Here is an 18,327-nt window from a genome sequence, read left to right as displayed (position 1 = left end):
GGCGGCACCACCTTCCTGGCAGTTCGCCGGCGAGGCGGTGGACGGCCGGATCGGCCCTCGCCGAGGCGAGGCACCTGTTCGCCGCGGACAGACCTGTCGCCTCGGTGCCGGGCGGGGCAGAGGGCGGTCCTCTGTCACGTGCCAGCTTGTGAGCCGTCGGCGAATTCCCAGCCGAAGACTCGTCCCCGTTGACGGTTCCCTCCCGGGCAGAGCGAAGGGCGCCGGTCGAAAAGCCGATATCTGGTTTCCGGCCTGAATGAATGAGCACAAGGCCAGGTCAGAAGCGTCTCGGTCCTGGGGGTCGGCCGGCTCGCCTCAGGTTTCGCCCTGGTCCCCAGGCCATCCCTTCCGGGTTAAAGGACGTGCCGATACCAAGTTAATGCCGTGGCGTGATTCTCGTGCAGAGCTTCGTCTGTCAGGTTCGGCCTCGCCGAGGCTTCTGAGGCGTAAGAGGTAAGCCCGGATTTTCAGCACCAGCTCAGGGCGTCCCTCGTTGACCGGTCGTCACACATGGTGTCGAAATCGACCCTTGGCGTTAGCTGGATCGATGTGGCTGCCGTGAGCCCTGGGTCTCATGTTGATAACAGGGCGTGGAAAGTGGTCGTGAGGCCTTGTGGGTGCATTCTCGCCTTCTGCTACTTTCATCCTTGCTTGGTTATTTTGGAACTGCGTTCCGGATCTGCGGACTTCGGGGGAAGTACGCACGCCTGGTCTTTCGGTCGTGCCCTCCGCGTATGGTTCGCTCTATGTGATCCGGAGGTGACCGGTCGTGCCGACCGGCCAGCAGCCGTCCTTCAACGGTGCTCTCGACGATGTTTCGGAGCAGGGCTCCGGTGGCGTGCGCAACAAGCGCGTCCGCACCACATTGGTGAAGACGACAGCCGTGGGAACAGCCCTGGTGCTGCTCCTCTCGGACTCCATGTCATCCCTCCCGCCCCACCTGACGATGCCCCGCCTCACACCGGTGTCCGCAGCCGACGTGGAAACCCCCTCGCAGGAAGACGGGACTGCGTCAGGGCTACCCCATGACACGGGGAGCGCGCTCGCCGCAGACGTCCCTTCCGGCGAGGGAACGGGCAGCGAAGTGCCCGACGGGGCTCTGCCCTACGAATGGCCGGACCTGCCGGAGGACGCCGATCCCCTGCGTCCCCCCGCCTCTGACGCAGATGACGCGGTCCGGCTCGCGGACGACGAGCCGGAGCCGGAGATCTCCGGGTTCGACCCGGACACCAGCGTGGAACTCGTCGAGGAACGCGAGGAGTACTCGCGCACCTACGAGAACGAGGACGGCACCCTCGCCACCGACTTCTCCCTGGAACCCCTCCACTACGAGGAAGACGGCTCCTGGGAACAGATCGACACCACCCTGGTTCCGGAGAACACCGCCACCTGGACGAACGCGGCCGACTCCCAGGACGTCGCCTTCGCCTCCCACGCTGACGGCGAAGAACTCGCCCGCATGGAGCTGGACGGCCAGTACAGCCTGGCCTTCTCCCTCGAAGGAGCAGCCGGGGCCGAAGGGCAGGTGTCGGAGAGCGACGCCGACACCATCCTCTACGAAGAGGCCCTGCCCAATGTGGACATCGAGCTGAAGTCCCTCGTGGGCGGTGTCGTCAAGGAGACCATCTGGCTCAACGAGCCCCCTGCCGGCGAAGAGGACGCCACGTGGCGCTTCCCCCTCGCACTGGAGGGGCTCGAGCCCGTTCTCCTCGAGGACGGCAGCATCGACCTGGTCGACGGCGACGGGGAGCCCGTGGGCCACATCCCGGCCGGACACATGGAGGACTCGGACATCGACCCCCGCTCGGGGGACGGCGCCTGGTCCGAGGCAGTGCGGTTCGACCTCGTCGAGGAGAACGGGCAGTGGGTCCTGGAGGTGGAGGCCGACTTCGCATGGCTCTCCGACGAGGACCGCGTCTACCCCGTGGGAGTCGACCCCACATCGACGTGGAACTACAACGCCTCCCAGGACACCTATGTCCAAAGCGGTTTCAACACCTCACGCCACACCGAGCAGGAACTCAAGGCGGGAACCTACGACGGCGGCTCCACACGTACGGCGTCCTACCTGAAGTTCAACTCCATGGTCAGCGCCTTGCGGCACCACAAGATCTACGGAGCCGAGCTCTACCTGTTCAACCACTGGTCCTACTCCTGCACGCCCTCCCCGGTCTCGGTGCACGAAGTCACCCAGTCCTGGGACCACAAGTCGATCTCCAACTTCCCCGGGCCCAACTACAACTCGACCGCCCTGGGCACGGAGAGCTTCGCGCGCGGCTGGATGCCCATCGGAGCCTCCAGCAGTTCCTGCCCCGCACGCTACGAGGGCATCAACCTCGGCAACCGCGGCCGCGACCTCATCCAGGCATGGGTGGACGGGGACAAGGCGAACCACGGCCTGACCGTCCGGGCGTCCAACACCAGCAGCTCGGGCTGGAAGAAGTTCGGCAGCCGCGAATCCTGGGGCGCGCCGTACATGACGGTGACCTACAGCCCCTACCGGGCCGACTACGCCTTCGCCCAGTCCCCGCCCGTGTTCGAGCCGGCGCCCCACGCGAACCGCACCACCAACGTCGACGTCAGGGTCACCAACCGGGGCAAGGAGACCTGGACCCCGAGCAACGGGTACAAGCTCAGCTACCAGGTCTTCGACGAGCAGGGCAAGCGGGTCTACCACGTCGCCCCCACCACGGCCATGCCCCGCAACGTGGCCACGGGACAGACCGCGACGGTCAGCGCCAAGGTCGGTCCCCTCCCCCCGGGAACGTGGACGATCAAGTTCGACATGACCCACAAGGCACAGACTTTCGCCGCATGGGGAGTGCCCATGACGGCCCAGGTCGAGCTGGAGATCCCCGACCTGCCACCCCAGCTGCTGGACTACAGCCCACGGGACGGCGCCCGCGTGGCGACCCTGGAACCCGAGTTCACCGCGCTGGGCCGCAACAACGACGCCTGGCCCACCGCGGGCATGGAGTTCTGGTTCAACTTCTGCGACGGGGAATGGCCGGACTGGGAGTGCGTGGACTCCGGCTGGCAGGACGAGACGACCTGGAAACTGCCCGAAGACCGCATGCGGTGGGGCAACCAGTACTGGTGGAACGTCTTCGTCCGCGACGGCAGCCAGATGACCGAGAGCGGCTGGCTGCGCCTGATCGCCGAACCCGACCAGCCCGCCGTGACCTCCAACCTCGCCGGCTCCGGGGGGGCCGACGGCGCCGGAACGGTCGACGCGCTCATCGGTAACTACACCGAGACCGTCACCGACGCCTCCCTGCCCTCCGCCGGCCCGCCCTTGAGCATCACCCGCACCTACAACTCCTCCGACCCGCGCCAGAACGGCATCTTCGGCGCCGGCTGGTCCACCCGGTTCGACATGGGCCTGGTCCCGGACGTCGACGGCACCGGGAACGTCGTGGTCACCTACCCCGACGGACGCCAGCACCGCTTCGCACGCAACGCGGACGCCAGTTTCACCCCGCCCTCCGGCATGCACGCCGTCCTCTCCCGGACGGAGAGCGGCTGGAAGCTGATGGACAAGGCCTCCACCACCTATGCCTTCGACGACGCGGGACGCCTGCTGGAGGTGACCGACCACCGGGGACGCGCCCAGACCATCGACTACGACTCCTCCGGGCTCATCTCGACGGTCACCGCCGAAGGAGGCCGCACCCTGGCCTTCACCTGGGACAACGCCCGCGTCACCTCGGTCACCGCCCAGGGCGGGGACACCGAGGCGCAGTGGTCGTACACCTACGACGGGCAGCGCCTGTCCCAGGCCTGCAACCCCGAGAACGAGTGCACCTCCTACACCTACGCCGACGGCTCGCATTACCAGGCCGCCGCCATGGACGCCAACCCCTACGGGTACTGGCGCTTCGAGGAGACAAGCGGAGAAACGTCCCTCAACGAGGTACCGCAGGCACTCGGCGGGGAACCGGCCGACATCGTCGGATCCCCCCTGGGCGCCCAGGGCGCTCTGGCAGGCGTGCAGACCGGCGCTCTGCAGACCTCCTCGGGCAGCCACGCACAACTCCCGGAGTCGATCCTGCACGAGGTCGGCACCCGCATCACCCTCGAAACCTGGTTCGCCACCACCGAACACGGCACGATCATCGGCGCGCAGAACAAGCCGACCTCGCCCGGCGAGCGCACACCCCTGGTGTACGTGGGGACCGACGGCAAACTACGCGCCCAGTTCTGGACCACCTCCGGTGAGGCGGCCCCCATCACCACCGACGGCACGGTCGATGACGGCCGATGGCACCACGTGGCCCTGACCTCGGACGGCACCTCCCAGACCCTCTACCTGAACGGCGAGCAGGTCGGTACCAAGACCGGGCAGGTCGACCACCGCAGCACCAAGTTCGTCTACGTCGGTACCGGCGTGGCCAGCAGCGCCTGGCCCCAGACCCGCTCCACCACCGGAGAATTCCCCTTCACCGGGAAGATCGACGAAGTCGCCCTCTACCAGCGCCCCCTCGACGCGGACACGATCGCCCTCCACCACACCGCCGGCGTGGACGAAGCCGACCGGCTCCACGAGGCCACCACCCCCGAGGGCAACCGGGCCACCCACCTCACCTTCGACGAGTCCACCTCACGCGCACAGATCCACATCGACCACAACGGCGGCAAATGGGTCTACTCCAACCGCACCTACGACGGTGACGTCCGGGCCGAGGACCCCCAGGTCACAGCCGAGGTGACCATCCAGGACCCCGGAGGCGCAGCCTCCTCCTCACGCTACGACGCCCTGGCCGGCCACCGCCGCTCCGCAGACGTGGACCAACTGGGCTACGAGACCGCCTACACCTACGACGTGGGCGGCTTCCTGGTCGGAACCACACTGCCCAGCGGCGCGCAGAGGCGCTTCTGGAACGACGCGCGGGGCAACCGGCTCGGACAGATGAGCTGCCGGGACGTCGAGGCCACGAACTGCCACTGGGAATGGTTCGCCTACCACCACAACCCCGACGACCCCTTCGACTCGCGCAACGACCAGCTGGTCGCGCACCACGACGCCCGGTCGGAGAACTTCCTCGACCCCGCCTACCGCACCTGGTGGGCCTACAACGCCCACGGGGACCAGATCTCCGAGACGAGCCCGCCGACGGAGGGCTTCCCCGACGGCCGCACGGTCCGCCACTTCTACACCGAGGGCACCGAGGCGGCGACCGGCTCCGGAACCGTCCCGGCCGGACTGTTGGCCGAATCCTGGGACGCCGACGGAGGCAAGACCCGCTACTCCTACAACGAGCACGGAGACATCACCCGAGTAGCGCAACCCTCCGGCCTCGTCACCGAATACACCTATGACGGACTCGGCCGGATGCTGACCACCACCGCCGTCACCGATGCCTTCCCCGACGGGGTCACCACCACTGTCACCTACGACGACGCCGGCCGGGTACTCACCGAGACCGACCCCGAGGTCGCCAACGAGCTCACGGACACCTCCCACCAGTCGCTGACCCGGTACGCCTACGACCGCGACGGCCGCCCCATCCGGAGCACCGTCAGCGACCTGGTCGGCGAAAGCCCCGACCGCGTCACCATGTGGGCGTACAACCACTACGGTCACCTCGTCGCCGAGACCGACCCCGAAGGCCGCACGGAACACTTCGGATACGACTTCACCGGCGCCCGGACCCACCACCGGGACGCGGCCGGAACCATGTTCCGCACCACCTACACCGACCGCGGCCACATCGCCGAGCGCATCATCGACGGATGGACCGGCCATCCGGGCGAGGACAACGAACCCTCCTCGCTGGTGCTGGAGTCCAACGCCTACGACCCCGATGGCAACCTGGCCTCCACCACGGACGCTGTCGGCCGCACCACCGCCTACACCTACTACGCGGACGGCCTGCCGGCACAGACCATCGCCAGCCAGGTGATGCTCAACAACGCCGACGAACCCCAGGACGTGGTCCTGGAGGACAACACCTACGACGCGGCCGGCAACCTCACCAGGTCGGTCACCGGGGACGGTGCCACGCGCGTGGACCGGGAATGGAGCGCCGACTCCCGTCTGACCAGGGAAACCCTCGACCCCGACGGGCTGGCCCGGGTCACCGCCTACACCTACGACGGTCGCGGCAACGTCACCGAAACCGCCCTGAGCGATTCCTCGGAGACGACAGAGCGCACACGCTTCACCTACGACGCAGGCGGCCACCTGATCGAGGAAGCCGTCGTGACCGCGGAAGGCGAGCTGGTCACCAGCTACCAGCTCGACGAACTCGGTCTGACCACAGCCGTCACCGACCCGCGCGGCAACCGGAGCGGCGCCGACGCCGCCGACTTCACCTCGCACATGCGCTACGACGAACTGGGCCGACTGGTCCAGGAGCAGTCCCCCGAGGTGGAGATCACCCATCACGCGGAGCCCGCCCTCACCGCCCGCCCCACCACCAGGTACGGCTACGACCTGGTCGGCAACCTCACCCACCAGCAGGACGCCGAGGGCCACACCTCCGTCTTCGGCTACGACCTCGTCGGACAGCGCACCCGCAGCCAGGCCCCCGGTTTCACCGGCGCGGACGGGACCCGGGTGACGCCTGAGGCCAGGGCCGACTACGACCAGCTCGGCCGTATCAGCGCACAGACCGACGCCCTGGGCAACACCCGCACCTACACCTGGGACCAGCTCGGCAACCTCGCGGGGATCACCGACCCGCAACTGGAAGGCCTGCCCGAAGCCGGGCAGTGGACGTTCGCCTACAACCCCGTCGGGGAGCTGCTCGCAGCCACCGACCCGGTCGAGGCACGCACCGAGGCCACCTACGACGACCTGGGACGCCAGGTCACCGATACCCAGATCGAACGCGTCCCCGCGGCAGCGGCCTACACCAGCCGCTACGCCTACGACACGGCGGGCAACCCCGTCTCCGTCACCGATCCTCTGGGCAACCAGACCACCAGCACCTACAACCCCGCCGGTGAACTGGTTCAGACCACCACCCCCACAGGGGAAACCACCGAGTTCGACCACGACCTCGTGGGCAGAACCACCAGGGCCACCGACCCCGCCGGAACCCGGACGATCTCGGAGTACGACCTCGCGGGACGGCTGACCTCGACCCGTATGGTCGACGCAGAAGGCGAAGAGCTTCGGACCTCCACCACCGAGTACGACGCGGCCGGACTGGCGATCGAACAGACCGACCCACTCGGTCAGAAGGTCGAGATCGAGTACAACGCACTCGGCCGGCCGACCCGACAGGTGGAACCGGTCAGCGACACCGAGACCATCACCACCACCTTCGGCTACGACGCCCTGGGACAGCGGACCCGCATCACCGACGGGCGCGGCAACAGCACCTACACGACCTACACCCCCAACGGCCAGGTCCAGGACCTGATCGAGCCCGGCACGGACGCCACCCCCGACCTGGCCGACCGCACCTGGACCACGTTCTACGACGCCGCGGGAAACCCCGTCCAGCAGCACGTGCCCGGCGGCATCGTCCGTGAACGCACCTACAACGCGATGGGCGGCCTGACCAAGGAGACCGCCACCGGGGCCGCGACCGCGACCGAGGACCGCAACATCGGCTTCGACCTGCTGGGGCGGCCGATCGGCATCGGAACCCCGGGCGGCGCCATCGAGATCGTCTACGACGACCGCGGCAACCAGGTGCAGTTCCTCGGCCCGACCACCGTCTCCTACGAAGGCATCGCCCCCGGAACGACCACGAGCTACGACGCGGCCGGCCGCGTCGACACCCGTTTGGACATGACCGGGACCACCACCTTCGACTACGACGCCTCCGGACGCGTGGTCGGGCACCACGACCCGGTGACAGGGACCGACCTGGCCATCGACTACAACCAGGCCGGACTCCCCGAGCACGTCACGACCAGTGACGGAGCGGTCCGCAGCTTCAGCTACGACCCGCTCTCACAGCTGACCGAGGACACTCTCCTGTCCTCCGCCGGTGAGCAGACCGTGTCCACCACCTACGCCTATGACCGGGCCGGACGTATCACCGAGCGCTCCTCGGCCGGCGGAACACCCGCGGGGAGCCACCGCTACGCCTACGACTACGCCTCGAGGCTGGTCTCGTGGACCTCTCCCGAGAACGAGGAGACCGAGTACGCATGGGATGCCTCCGGTAACAGGGTCCGGGCCGCAGGAGAGACCTTCGAGTACGACGAACGCAACCGGCTCACCTCCTCCAGCGACGGGGACGCCTGGTCCTACGACCCGAACGGGACCATCAGCTCACAGTTCGTCGACGGGCAGTTGCGCACCCCGCAGTTCGACGGCTTCGAGCGCATGGTCAGCGCGGGCAACGGATCCGGCGAGTACTCCTACGACGCCCTGGGGCGCGTCACCGAACGCGAAGCCCCCGGCGGCGAGGCGCAGACCTTCGTCTACCCGGACCTGCAGAACAACCCGGTCGGGATCCTGGACGGCACCGAAACCCCTGTCTCCCAGTACGGACGCGACCCGTACGGGCAGCTGATGAGCGTTGCCGATCGGGGACAGGCACCGGCGCTGGCCTACAGCAATTCCCACGGTGACGTGCTGGCCACGCACACCGGTACGGGATCCGTCGTCACCTCTGCCGACTTCGGCCCGTTCGGCGAGCAGCTCGAGGCCGGTCCTGCGGCCTCGATGGGCTACCAGGGGGAGTGGACGGACCCGGACACGGGCGATGTCAACATGCACGCCCGCTGGTACCAGCCCGACACGGGAAGGTTCGCCTCCCGGGACACCGTGGCCATCGAACCGTCCCCGTCCGTGCAGGCCAACCGGTACACGTACGGAAACGCCAATCCGGTGTCCAACACGGATCCCACCGGACACTTCGCCTTCGCCATCCCCTTCGCCTTCAGTTTCAGTTTCAGTTTCGCCGCCTTCTTCTCCGTCGCCATCCCGGTCGTGTCGATCGGTGTCGCGGCTTATGCGGGATGGTCGGCCTACAGCTACCTCAGCAGTAGGACGTATACGGCACCGCGATTCAACGTGCGCACCAATTATGGGTACGGATATCCGTCTGTTTCCGTCGGCGGATGGCGTTGGACCGGCCGTTCCTGGGCTTTCGCCAGCGGTGCGGGGGTCGCCTCGGGCGGCACGGCGGTGTGGGGCGGAAGGTACGGCTGGACCGGGTCCCGTGGAGGGGTCGGCGTCCGGCACCGTCCCCCCGTGATCGTGGACAACCGGAAGGACATCCTCCGGAGGATCCTCAACACCCCTCAGCCCCGGCCGCCGATGAGAACTCTGGTTTCTCAGGGGGAGGTCGACAGCCAGCGCCTGGCCGAGGAGGAAAGGGTCACGCCGGAGGTCGCCGAGGTCGACTACGACGATCTGTACGAGGACCTGAAGGCCGACTATGTGGACCGCGCCCCCATGGTGCTGACGACGATCGGCAGGGTCGATAACGAGGACTGCCACGGTCAGCAGCACTACGGTCCTATCGTGGATAAACGCCACACGGGTGCAGTCGCCTTGTTCTGCAGTCTCTCCGACCTTGAAGGCGGAAGCGACGCGGCCAAACACATCAGGCCTCCGGGATGGCCGAGCCGCGGTCAGGACCCGAGCAGCAACTATATTAATGAGCGCGGCGCCTGGGAGTATCAGAGAGGGCATCTGATCGGTAATCAGCTGGGTGGAAGCGGGACCAGGCGCGAAAACCTGGTCACCATGCACGCCCATACCAATAGTCCGACCATGAGAGAGTACGAAGACAGGGTCATCAGGGCCGTCGAGGCCTCCCAGGTGGTCGTTTACCAGGTGACCCCTGTATATCAATCAGGTAGGCTGGACCCCGTCTATATCCATCTTCAAGCTGCCGGCAGTGGTGGGCTCTCGTTCGATGTCTGCCTGACGAACGAGACGCGGTCCACCGTTCTCAGTGGAAACCACTGTCGCGCAAACAGGGGTTAAGGAGTCCATGTGAACAGTCTCCAATGGCTGGAAGAGAGGTTCCCCGGAGTCGAGGGGCAGCCGGACCCTGTCGACTGGGATGCCCTGCACGCAGAGTTCGGTGTGTCCTTCCCGGAAGATTACAAGGCGTTGTACGAACGGTTCGGCTCCTTTTCTCTCGATGAGGACCTGGCTGTCCTGGGGCCTGGCGATATCCTGCGATTGCGCTCGGTGCACCGGCAGGATATCGACCAGGCGACGGGGGGCAGGTCCGGTGTCTCCGTCGGAGCCGGGGTCGGGGTCTCCCATCTGCAGATCGAGGGCGAGTTCGTTGATTTCGACGACCTCCTCAGGTTCGGGACGACCGATGTGTCATACAGCCTTTACTGGCATGCGTCCTCGGAAGACCCCCGTGAATGGAAGATTCTGGTGGGCGACGGGAGCATGTGGTACTCGTTCGACATGGGGATTGCTGATCTGCTCGTTTCGGTGATGAACAGGAGTCTGTCCTGCCCCCCGCTGGTGCAGAGCAGCTGGCCGACCGAGGAGACGGAACTTATTCCGTTCTGACGCAGTGCTTGACGGCCATGGTCCCCGGATCGAGATCATGCCTCCTGATCCCTTTCGCCTTCTTCGCCGACGGCTCCCGGTGAAAGTGTGTACTTCTGCGATGCCGAATCGGGGGCGCGGTGGCGGGCGCTGCTGCCCCGGGGGCGGAAAAGGAATGTTCGAGCCGAGTGGGTGCGGGAATGTTCCATGTGTCGGGGTGAGATAGTTTGAGCGGAGACTGCTTCGACGGGATCAGCCGGATGATCGGTCCGCCGGGCCTGGAGCCCCGGTTCGATCCCGAGCCAGTAGAACAAGTTCTCGGGAGGTCGCTTCCCCGGGACTATGTCGCTCTGATGCGGGCCTACGGCGGCGTCGTGTCCACTGTCGAGGACTCGTACCTGCTCCTCACCGTCGAAGGTTTCGAGGGCCGCGACCCCGCGGTCGTGGTGGAAGAGGGTAACTATGCCGTCTACTACCTTGCCGAAGGCGTTCCGGACTTCCGTTTCATGGGTGATGCGCGCAGAGTCGGCACCGCGTGGATCCTTTCCCGCGATCCGTACAATGTCTTCCGGATCGGCGAGGTGTTCGGAGAAGGCCTATACCTGTTCTTCGACCCGGATCTCGGTGATTGGACGGTGGTGTTGGGGAGCGGCGACCTCTGGTGGCACTTCCCTGGCGGTGTCTGTGAGCTTCTGGTCAAGATGACGACGGGCCAGGTGGATCTTCCGTATGCCGAGGACGGGTTCTTTTTCGGGACCTCGTTCCGGCAGGATCCGCGTTTGACGGAATGACATCGATGGGGTTCGAGGCCGGTGCCGGCGCGCACGGCACATGCGTTTCCCCGTCGTGTGCTTGCCTCTAACGCCGAGGGCCTCGCGCCGGCGGTCCTGGCCCTCGCTGCCGACGACACCGCCGGTTGCTTTCCGTCCCGGTCGGCTCAGGCGCCTCGGAGGCGATCATCGCCCCGCAGCCGCAGCCGCAGCCGCAGCCGCAGCCGCAGCCGCAGGCCGCCGTGCGCGGGCCGGCGGCCGGTGCGATGCGCGGCAGAAGTTTTTCCCGAGCCCCTGTGGCCGTGGAGGCGATCATCGCCTCCGCGGCCACAGGGGCTCGGTGCGTTGCGGGTGGGGCGGGAGCGATTCGGGCAAAGCGGACTCGCGCGTGCTACGGTACTGATAATCATTTTCATTCACGCGACTCGCGCTCCCCCAGGAGTCCTCCCCGTGTACGTAGGGCGAAGCCGATGCGGCGCTTACCTCCCGCCCCCGGCGACCCCCGACCGGGCGGCCGACCGGCATGCCCGGATGCGCCACGGCCGCGTTCAAGGCCCCCGACGACTGCGCCCGCTCCCTCCGCTGCCGGGAGATCCCCCATGACCTGGATCGTCCGGGCGCCACCGCCTCTCCTGCCGGGGCCGCGCTGAGGCGCAGGAGGGCACGGGGAGCCCCGAACCCGCCGGGGCCGTGAAGAGGATCCGGCCCACGAGCTATGACACGCGGATCGACCGGCCCGCCGGCGCCCGGCCGCGTTGCCCGTGACGCCTCGCCGAGGCACACGCGCCGGGGGCGGAGAGGCCCGCCCCTGCGGACGCCCCCGCGCACCGGTCACCGCGCCTCCCGCGACCGGCCCGCCGGCGCCCCTCGGCCGCCGTGACCACCCGCGAACCCTCCCGGCCCCGTGCCGGGAGCCGCCTACTGGGGCCGCGCCGACCGCGGCCCATCCCGAGAAAGGCCGAACGATGAGACGACGATTCCTGCCCGCGGGCGCCCTCGCGGTGCTCCTGGCGGCCACCGCCTGCGGTGGAGGTGAGGACGAGCAGGCCTCCGCCGAGGGCTCCACCCTGCGCTACGCGGCGGTCGGGGCCCCGGCGGCGACCACCCACGACCCCCACGGGCGCGTCGGCAACGAGTCCGACTACCTGCGCTTCGCCATGCTCTACGACGTGCTGACCGTGACCGACGAGGACGGCGTGGTCCAGCCGCGCCTGGCCCTGTCCTGGGAGCCTGCGGGGGAGGACCTCGACCTGTGGACCGTCGCCCTGCGCGATGACGCCGTCTTCTCCGACGGGGAGCCCGTGACCGCCGACGACGTCCTGTTCTCCCTGAACCGGATCCAGGGCAAGGGCGCAGAGAACAACGGACGCCTGTCGGTGTTCGACCTGGAGTCCTCCTCGGCGGTGGACGAGCACACCCTGGAACTGGCCACCCACCAGCCCTACGCCGAGGTCGGCATCGCCCTGGCCTCCCTGACCTTCGTGGTCCCCGAGGGCAGCGACGACATCACCCAACCCGTCGTCGGCTCCGGACCGTTCCGGCTGGAGGAACACGACGACACCACCGCGGTCCTGACCCGCAACGACGACTGGTGGGGCGGGGCCGCCGACTTCGAGACCCTTCGGATCAGCGCCATGCCCGACCCGGCCGCGCGGGCCGAGGCGGTGGCCTCCGGCCAGGCGGACGTCGCGGGCAGCGTGTCCCCCGCCGGCGCGCAGCAGTACGAGGCCGACGACGCGGTCCGGGTGAGCACCCGGCCCGCCGGGGTGAACTACCCGCTGGTCATGGACCTCGACACCGAGCCCTTCGACGACCCGGGCGTCCGTGAGGCCGTCAAGCTCGCCCTGGACCGCGAGCAGCTCGTCGAGACGGTCTTCCTCGGCTACGGGGAGACCGGCGCGGACATCCTGAACTCCCAGGAGCCCTTCGCCCCCGACGCCGCACCCGTGGAGCGCGACCTGGACCGGGCCCGCGAACTGCTGGAGGAGGCGGGCCACGCGGACGGCGTCGAGCTCACCCTGCACGCCACCAACTCCTACCCCGGCATGGAGGAGACCGCGACCCTGGCCGCCGAACAGCTCGCCGAGGCGGGCATCGAGGTCCGGATCGAGGTGGGCGCCCCCGACACCTACTGGGCCGAGGTGTGGAACGTCGAACCCTTCTACCTCAACAGCCTGGGCGGGAACGGGTTCGTGGACTACGCCCGGATGGCCCTGCTCTCCGACGGTCCCGTCAACGAGACGGGCTGGGACGTCCCCGAGTGGGACGCCGACTTCGCCGAGGCCCTGGCCACCGAGGACGAGGGGGACCGCCACGCGATGCTCGCCGACCTGCAGCAGCGCGTCGCCGACGACGGCGGCTACGTGGTCTGGGGCACCGGGGACGGCATCGACCTGGCGGGTTCCGGTGTGAGCGGCCTGCCGACCGGGCCCGGTTTCCACCGCCTGTTCATCGAGCGGGTCGAGGTCTCCGGCTGATGACCCGCCCCGTGACCGCCCCCGCGGCCCCCCGCCCCCGCACCGCGGGGGCGGTCACGGGGGTTCCGCTCCTGTTCGCCCTGGTGCGGGCCGTGCTCCTGCTGGCCCTGGTCTCGGTGGCCGTGTTCACCGCCACCGAACTCCTGCCCGGCGACGCCGTGGACCTGCGTGTCACCCCCGGCGCCGACGAGGAGGAGGTCCGGGAGCTGCGTGAGGAGCTGGGACTGGACGCCGCGCCCTGGCGGCGCTACCTCGACTGGGCCGGATCACTGCTCGCCGGCGACCTCGGCACGTCCCTGGTCAACGGCCGCCCGGTCGCCGACGCCCTCGCCCAGCGGCTGCCCGCCACCCTGGCGGTGGTGGGCGGGGCGCTGGCGGTGGCGGCCCCCGCCTCCCTGGCGCTGGCCTGGTGGGCCGGGGGGACCCGGCGGGCGCGCCGGCTGTCCACCGCGGTCCTCACCGGAGGCGCCGCCCTGCCCGCCGCGGTCACCGCCGCCGCCCTGGCCGCCCTGTTCTCCGGAACCCTGGGCCTGGTGCCCCCGGTGTCCCTGCTCCCGCCCGGGGCCGCGCCCTGGCAGCACCCGGAACTGCTGTTCCTCCCGGTGGCCTCCCTGGCCCTGCCCACCGCGTTCTTCGGCGCGAGCCTGCTGGCCGGTGCGGTGGCCGACACCGTACGCCTGCCCCACGTGGCCGACGCCCGCCGGCGGGGGGTCCACCCGTGGCGGATCGCCTCGACCGACGTGCTCCCCTTCCTCCTGGCCCCCTTCACCCGGGTCACGGCGAACACCGCGGGAGGGCTGATCGCCGCCGCGGCCCTGGTGGAGACCCTTTTCGCCTATCCCGGCATCGGATCGCTGCTCGTCTCCTCCCTCGCCTCCCGGGACCTGCCCGTCGTCCAGGCCACCGCGGTGGTCGCCGCCGCGGTCGTGCTGGCGGGGCTGCTGGTCGCAGACCTGGTCGCCGCCCTGACCGAACCACGCCGGAGGTCGGCCCCGTGAACCGTCGCCCCGCTGCGGTCCTCGCGTCGCTGTCCGTTCCCCTGCTGTCGGCCGCGGTCCTGGCCGTCGCCCTGTTCGGCGGATGGTGGGCGCCGCACAGCCCCACCTCCCCGACGGGGGCGCCCTGGCAGCCGCCCGACCCCGTCCACCTCCTGGGAACGGACGCCCTGGGCCGCGACGTCCTGTCCCGTGTCCTGGCCGGCGGAAGGGGGCTGCTCGTAGTCTCCGTCGCGGCCGCCGTGTGCGCCTGCGCCGTCGGGACCGCCGGCGGGCTGGCCGCCGGGTGGTTCGGCGGTCCGGCCTCGCGGCTGCTCACCGCCGCGGCCGACCTGCTGCTCGCCCTGCCCTCCCTGCTCCTGGCCCTGCTGGCCGCGATCGCCCTGCCCTGGCACACGGCGGTGGTCGTGGCGACGGTGTGCGGAGGGGCCCCGCTCACCCTGCGCGTGGTCGGGGACGCCGTCCGCGCGGCCCGCACCTCCGGGTACGTGGAGGCCGCGCTCCTGCGCGGGGAGCGCGCCGCCCCGATCCTGCTGAGGGAGGTCCTCCCCGCCGTGCGGGGGCTGGTCGTCGCCGACCTCGGGCTGCGCCTGGTGGTCGCGCTCCAGGTGGCCTCCGCCCTGAGCGTCCTGGGGCTGGGCGCCGCCCCGCCCGCCCCCGACTGGGCCCTCATGCTCAGGGAGAACATGACCGGCGTGGCGATCAACCCCTGGGCCGTGGCCGCACCGGCCGCGGCGCTGGGGGCCGCCACCGTGCTGCTCGCCCTCCTGGCCCAGCTGTACCTCTCCGACGACCGCACGCCCGGGAGCCGCGACCGCGGACCCGCACGGAAGGAGCCCGCGGATGGCTGAAGGACTGCATGCGGAGGCGGTGCTGGTCGGGACCGACCGCGGAGCCGCCGTGGTCGGCCCGGTGGACCTGTGCGTGCCGGACGGCGGGGTGCTCGCGGTCATGGGCCCGTCGGGGAGCGGCAAGACCAGCGCCGTCCTGGCCGTGCTGGACGCGCTTCCGCCCGGCCTGGTGCGCAGGGGAGGCCGGGTGCGCTGGCGCGGAGAGCCGGTGCCCGCGGGACGCGCGGCGCGCCGATGGCGCCGGGCCGCCACGGGCGTGCTCGGCCAGGACCCCGCCTCGGACCTGCACCCCCTGCGGCCGGTCTGCGCCCTGGTCGCCGACGCCCTGCCGGGCGGCCCGCGGCGCGCGAACGCCGGGGCGGTCCGCGCGGCGCTCACCTCGCTGGGACTGGACGCCGACGCCCTGTGGCGCCGGCGCCCGCACGAGCTCTCCGGGGGCCAGGCCCAGCGCGTGGCGCTGGCCCGGGCGGTCGTCGCCGATCCCGGGGTGCTCGTGCTGGACGAGCCCACGAGCGGCCTGGACCCCGCCACGGTGGAACTCGTGCTCGAGGTCCTCGAACAGCGGCGGGGGCGCCCGGGGAGGGTCACCGTCGTGGTCACCCACGACCGGGGGTTCGCCGACCGCGCGGCCGACCTCCGCCTCGACGTCGGCGGACCCGCACCGGTCCGCGGAGCCGCGTCCAGGACCGTGGGCCCCCGGCCCCCGGGGGGCGCTCCGGTCCTCGGCCTGCGGGGGGTGCGCCTCACGGCCCCGGGCGGGCGGGAACTGCTCGGCGGGGTGGACCTGGACGTCGGTCCGGGGGAGGCGGTCGCCGTCCTGGGTCCTTCCGGATGCGGTAAGTCCACCCTGCTCAGGAGCCTGGCGGGGCTCCATCCTCCCGCGGCGGGCTCCTTCTCGCTCGGTGGCGGGCCCCTGCCGGCCGGCCACACGGACCGTTCCCGGGAGGAGCTGCGGGCCGTCCAGCTGGTTCCCCAGGACCCGGCCGGAACCCTGAACCCGGCCCAGCGGGTCGCGACGGCGCTCGCACGCCCGGCCATGGTGCTGCGGGGGCTGTCCCGCGGCCGGGCCGCCGCGGAGGTTCCCGGGCTCCTGGAACGGGTCGGGCTGCCGGCGGACGTCGGACGCGCGCTGCCGGCCCGCCTCTCCGGCGGCCAGCGCCAGCGCGTGGCCGTGGCCCGGGCCCTGGCCGCGGGCCCCAGGGTCCTGCTGGCCGACGAGGTGTCCTCCGCCTTGGACGCGGCGAGCGCCCGCACGGTCCTGGACGTCCTGGACGCGCTCCGCGCCGAGGAGGGCCTGGCCGTGGTCATGGTGACCCACGACCGTCACGTCGCCGACCGCATGGACCGGGTCCTGACGCTGGACCCGGAGAGCCGCACCCTGGCGCCGTGTCCGTAGCGCCGCCCGTGGCGGCGGTTCCGGCCGCGTGTACCCGCCGCGGCGCGGTCGTGCCCGGCGCCGGAGCGTCCGGCGCCGGTCCCGGGCGACGCCGTCGGGCTCCCGGACCGAAGCGCGTTCTCTCCCCCCCCCCGGGTGCTTCGACCCGGCAGGGGTGCGCGGCCGGGCGGCAGTTCCCTCCGAGACCACTCCCACCCCTGCAGAGGATGCGACACATGCCTGAACAGAGAACGCTCGCGCCGGCGCCGTCCGTCGTCGAGCTCCTGGCCTCCTACCGGCCCGGGGACGCGTTCTTCTCCACCGGTGCCGGCGCACTCCACGGGACCGGGGTCCTGGGGGTCGCGGACGGGGTGCACGGGGTCGGCCCCCTGCTCGCGGGCGCGGGGCCCGAGGCCGTGGTGCTGGGCGCCGTCCCCTTCGACGGGCGGCGGTCGGCCCGTTTCCTGCTCCCCCGGACGGTGCGCCACGCACCCGCGCCGCCCCGGGGCCGGGCGTCGGGCCTGCGCCGGCGACCGCTGCCGGGGGAGTGGGGGTCCACGCCCGTGCCCGCCCCCGACGAGCACAGGGCGTCGATCGAGCGGGCGGTCGCGCTGACGGCCGGGGACGGCGGGCCGGACAGGGTGGTGTCGGCCAGGGGCCTGCGTCTGCACAGCACGTCGGCGGTCGATCCGTCCATGGCGTTGAACAACCTCCTCTGGCGCGATCCGGGCGAACCCGTCTTCGCGGTCGACGTGCCCGGACCAGGGGCGGAGGACCGCACCCTTCTGGGGACGGGCCCGGAACTGCTGGTCTCCAAGCGCGGGGTCCGGGTGGCCTCCCAGCCGCTGTCCGGCTCCGTCCCCCGCAGCGCCGATCCGACCAAGGACCACCGCAACCGCGAGAGACTGCGCGCCTCGGCCGGGGACAGGCGTGAGCACGCCTTCGTGGTCGACGCGGTGGCGGAGTCGCTGGCGCCCTACTGCCGGACCCTGGACGTGCCGAAGCGGCCCGAGCTGGTCGGAACCGGCACGATGTGGCACCTGTCCACCCGCCTGGAGGGGACGCTGCTGGACGCGGATGTGCCGGCGCACCACCTGGCGGCGGCCCTGCGCCCCGCCCCGGCCGTGGGCGGCTGCCCCTCGCGGCCCGCGTCCGGGGCGGTCGGCGCGCAGGAGCCCTTCGACCGGGGTTTCCACTCCGGAGCCGTCGGCTACAGCACGGCCCGGGGCGACGGCGAGTGGGTCGTCGCCGCCCGCTGCGCCGAGGTGCTCCACAACAGGGTGGACGCCTTCGTCGGCGGTGGCGTCATGTCCGGTTCCGACCCCGGGGCCGTCCTGTCGGAGACCACCGACAGGATGCGCGCGCTCCTGTTCGCCCTGGGCCTGCGCTGAGCGCCCCCCGGACAGGCGCGGGAGGTCGGCCCCGCGCGA

8 protein-coding genes are annotated in these 18,327 nt (G+C 70.6%); all 8 read left to right on the top strand.

The genetic code is table 11. The features are described from left to right. The first annotated feature begins 1,084 nt into the window (after positions 1–1,084). The 8 genes from ACIRPH_RS09835 (at position 1,085) to ACIRPH_RS09800 (ending at position 18,288) form a co-directional block, all read left to right on the top strand. Positions 1,085–9,901: a DNRLRE domain-containing protein gene (locus tag ACIRPH_RS09835; protein WP_402911805.1), complete on the top strand. Its 8,817-nt coding sequence runs from the start codon at positions 1,085–1,087 to the stop codon at positions 9,899–9,901. A gap of 9 nt (positions 9,902–9,910) precedes the next feature. Then, complete coding sequence (locus ACIRPH_RS09830; RefSeq protein ID WP_402911803.1) at positions 9,911–10,450, top strand: hypothetical protein; 540 nt, start codon at positions 9,911–9,913, stop codon at positions 10,448–10,450. A 206-nt stretch (positions 10,451–10,656) separates the two neighbouring features. Next, the gene (locus tag ACIRPH_RS09825; protein WP_402911800.1) at positions 10,657–11,220 is read left to right on the top strand and encodes a hypothetical protein; all 564 of its coding nucleotides are present in this window, start codon (positions 10,657–10,659) and stop codon (positions 11,218–11,220) included. Positions 11,221–12,164: 944 nt separating this feature from the next. Further along, positions 12,165–13,676 (top strand): ABC transporter substrate-binding protein, encoded by a 1,512-nt coding sequence (locus ACIRPH_RS09820; protein ID WP_402911797.1) that lies wholly within the window; start codon positions 12,165–12,167, stop codon positions 13,674–13,676. Beyond that, positions 13,676–14,674: an ABC transporter permease subunit gene (locus ACIRPH_RS09815; protein ID WP_402911794.1), complete on the top strand. Its 999-nt coding sequence runs from the start codon at positions 13,676–13,678 to the stop codon at positions 14,672–14,674. The genes ACIRPH_RS09820 and ACIRPH_RS09815 overlap by 1 nt, the downstream gene beginning before the upstream one ends. Next, positions 14,671–15,522: an ABC transporter permease gene (locus tag ACIRPH_RS09810; RefSeq protein ID WP_402911792.1), complete on the top strand. Its 852-nt coding sequence runs from the start codon at positions 14,671–14,673 to the stop codon at positions 15,520–15,522. The genes ACIRPH_RS09815 and ACIRPH_RS09810 overlap by 4 nt, the downstream gene beginning before the upstream one ends. Then, a complete protein-coding gene (locus tag ACIRPH_RS09805) occupies positions 15,515–16,918 on the top strand; it encodes an ABC transporter ATP-binding protein (protein ID WP_402911790.1) in 1,404 nt (467 codons plus the stop codon). The genes ACIRPH_RS09810 and ACIRPH_RS09805 overlap by 8 nt, the downstream gene beginning before the upstream one ends. A gap of 215 nt (positions 16,919–17,133) precedes the next feature. Continuing rightward, entirely contained in the window at positions 17,134–18,288 is a 1,155-nt protein-coding gene (locus ACIRPH_RS09800) for a chorismate-binding protein (RefSeq protein ID WP_402911787.1), read from the top strand. Positions 18,289–18,327: the final 39 nt, after the last annotated feature.

Source organism: Nocardiopsis sp. NPDC101807, from assembly GCF_044766605.1.
Lineage (GTDB): Bacteria > Actinomycetota > Actinomycetes > Streptosporangiales > Streptosporangiaceae > Nocardiopsis > Nocardiopsis tropica.
The sequence above is the reverse complement of the archived record's forward strand: the minus strand, read 5'-3'. Positions and strand labels throughout refer to the sequence as shown.

Excerpts from the sequence above, each read along its gene's own strand:
- ACIRPH_RS09800 (WP_402911787.1), top strand. The coding sequence starts at position 17,134 with ATGCCTGAACAGAGAACGCTCGCGCCGGCGCCGTCCGTCGTCGAGCTC.
- ACIRPH_RS09805 (WP_402911790.1), top strand. The coding sequence starts at position 15,515 with ATGGCTGAAGGACTGCATGCGGAGGCGGTGCTGGTCGGGACCGACCGC.
- ACIRPH_RS09815 (WP_402911794.1), top strand. The coding sequence starts at position 13,676 with ATGACCCGCCCCGTGACCGCCCCCGCGGCCCCCCGCCCCCGCACCGCG.
- ACIRPH_RS09820 (WP_402911797.1), top strand. The coding sequence starts at position 12,165 with ATGAGACGACGATTCCTGCCCGCGGGCGCCCTCGCGGTGCTCCTGGCG.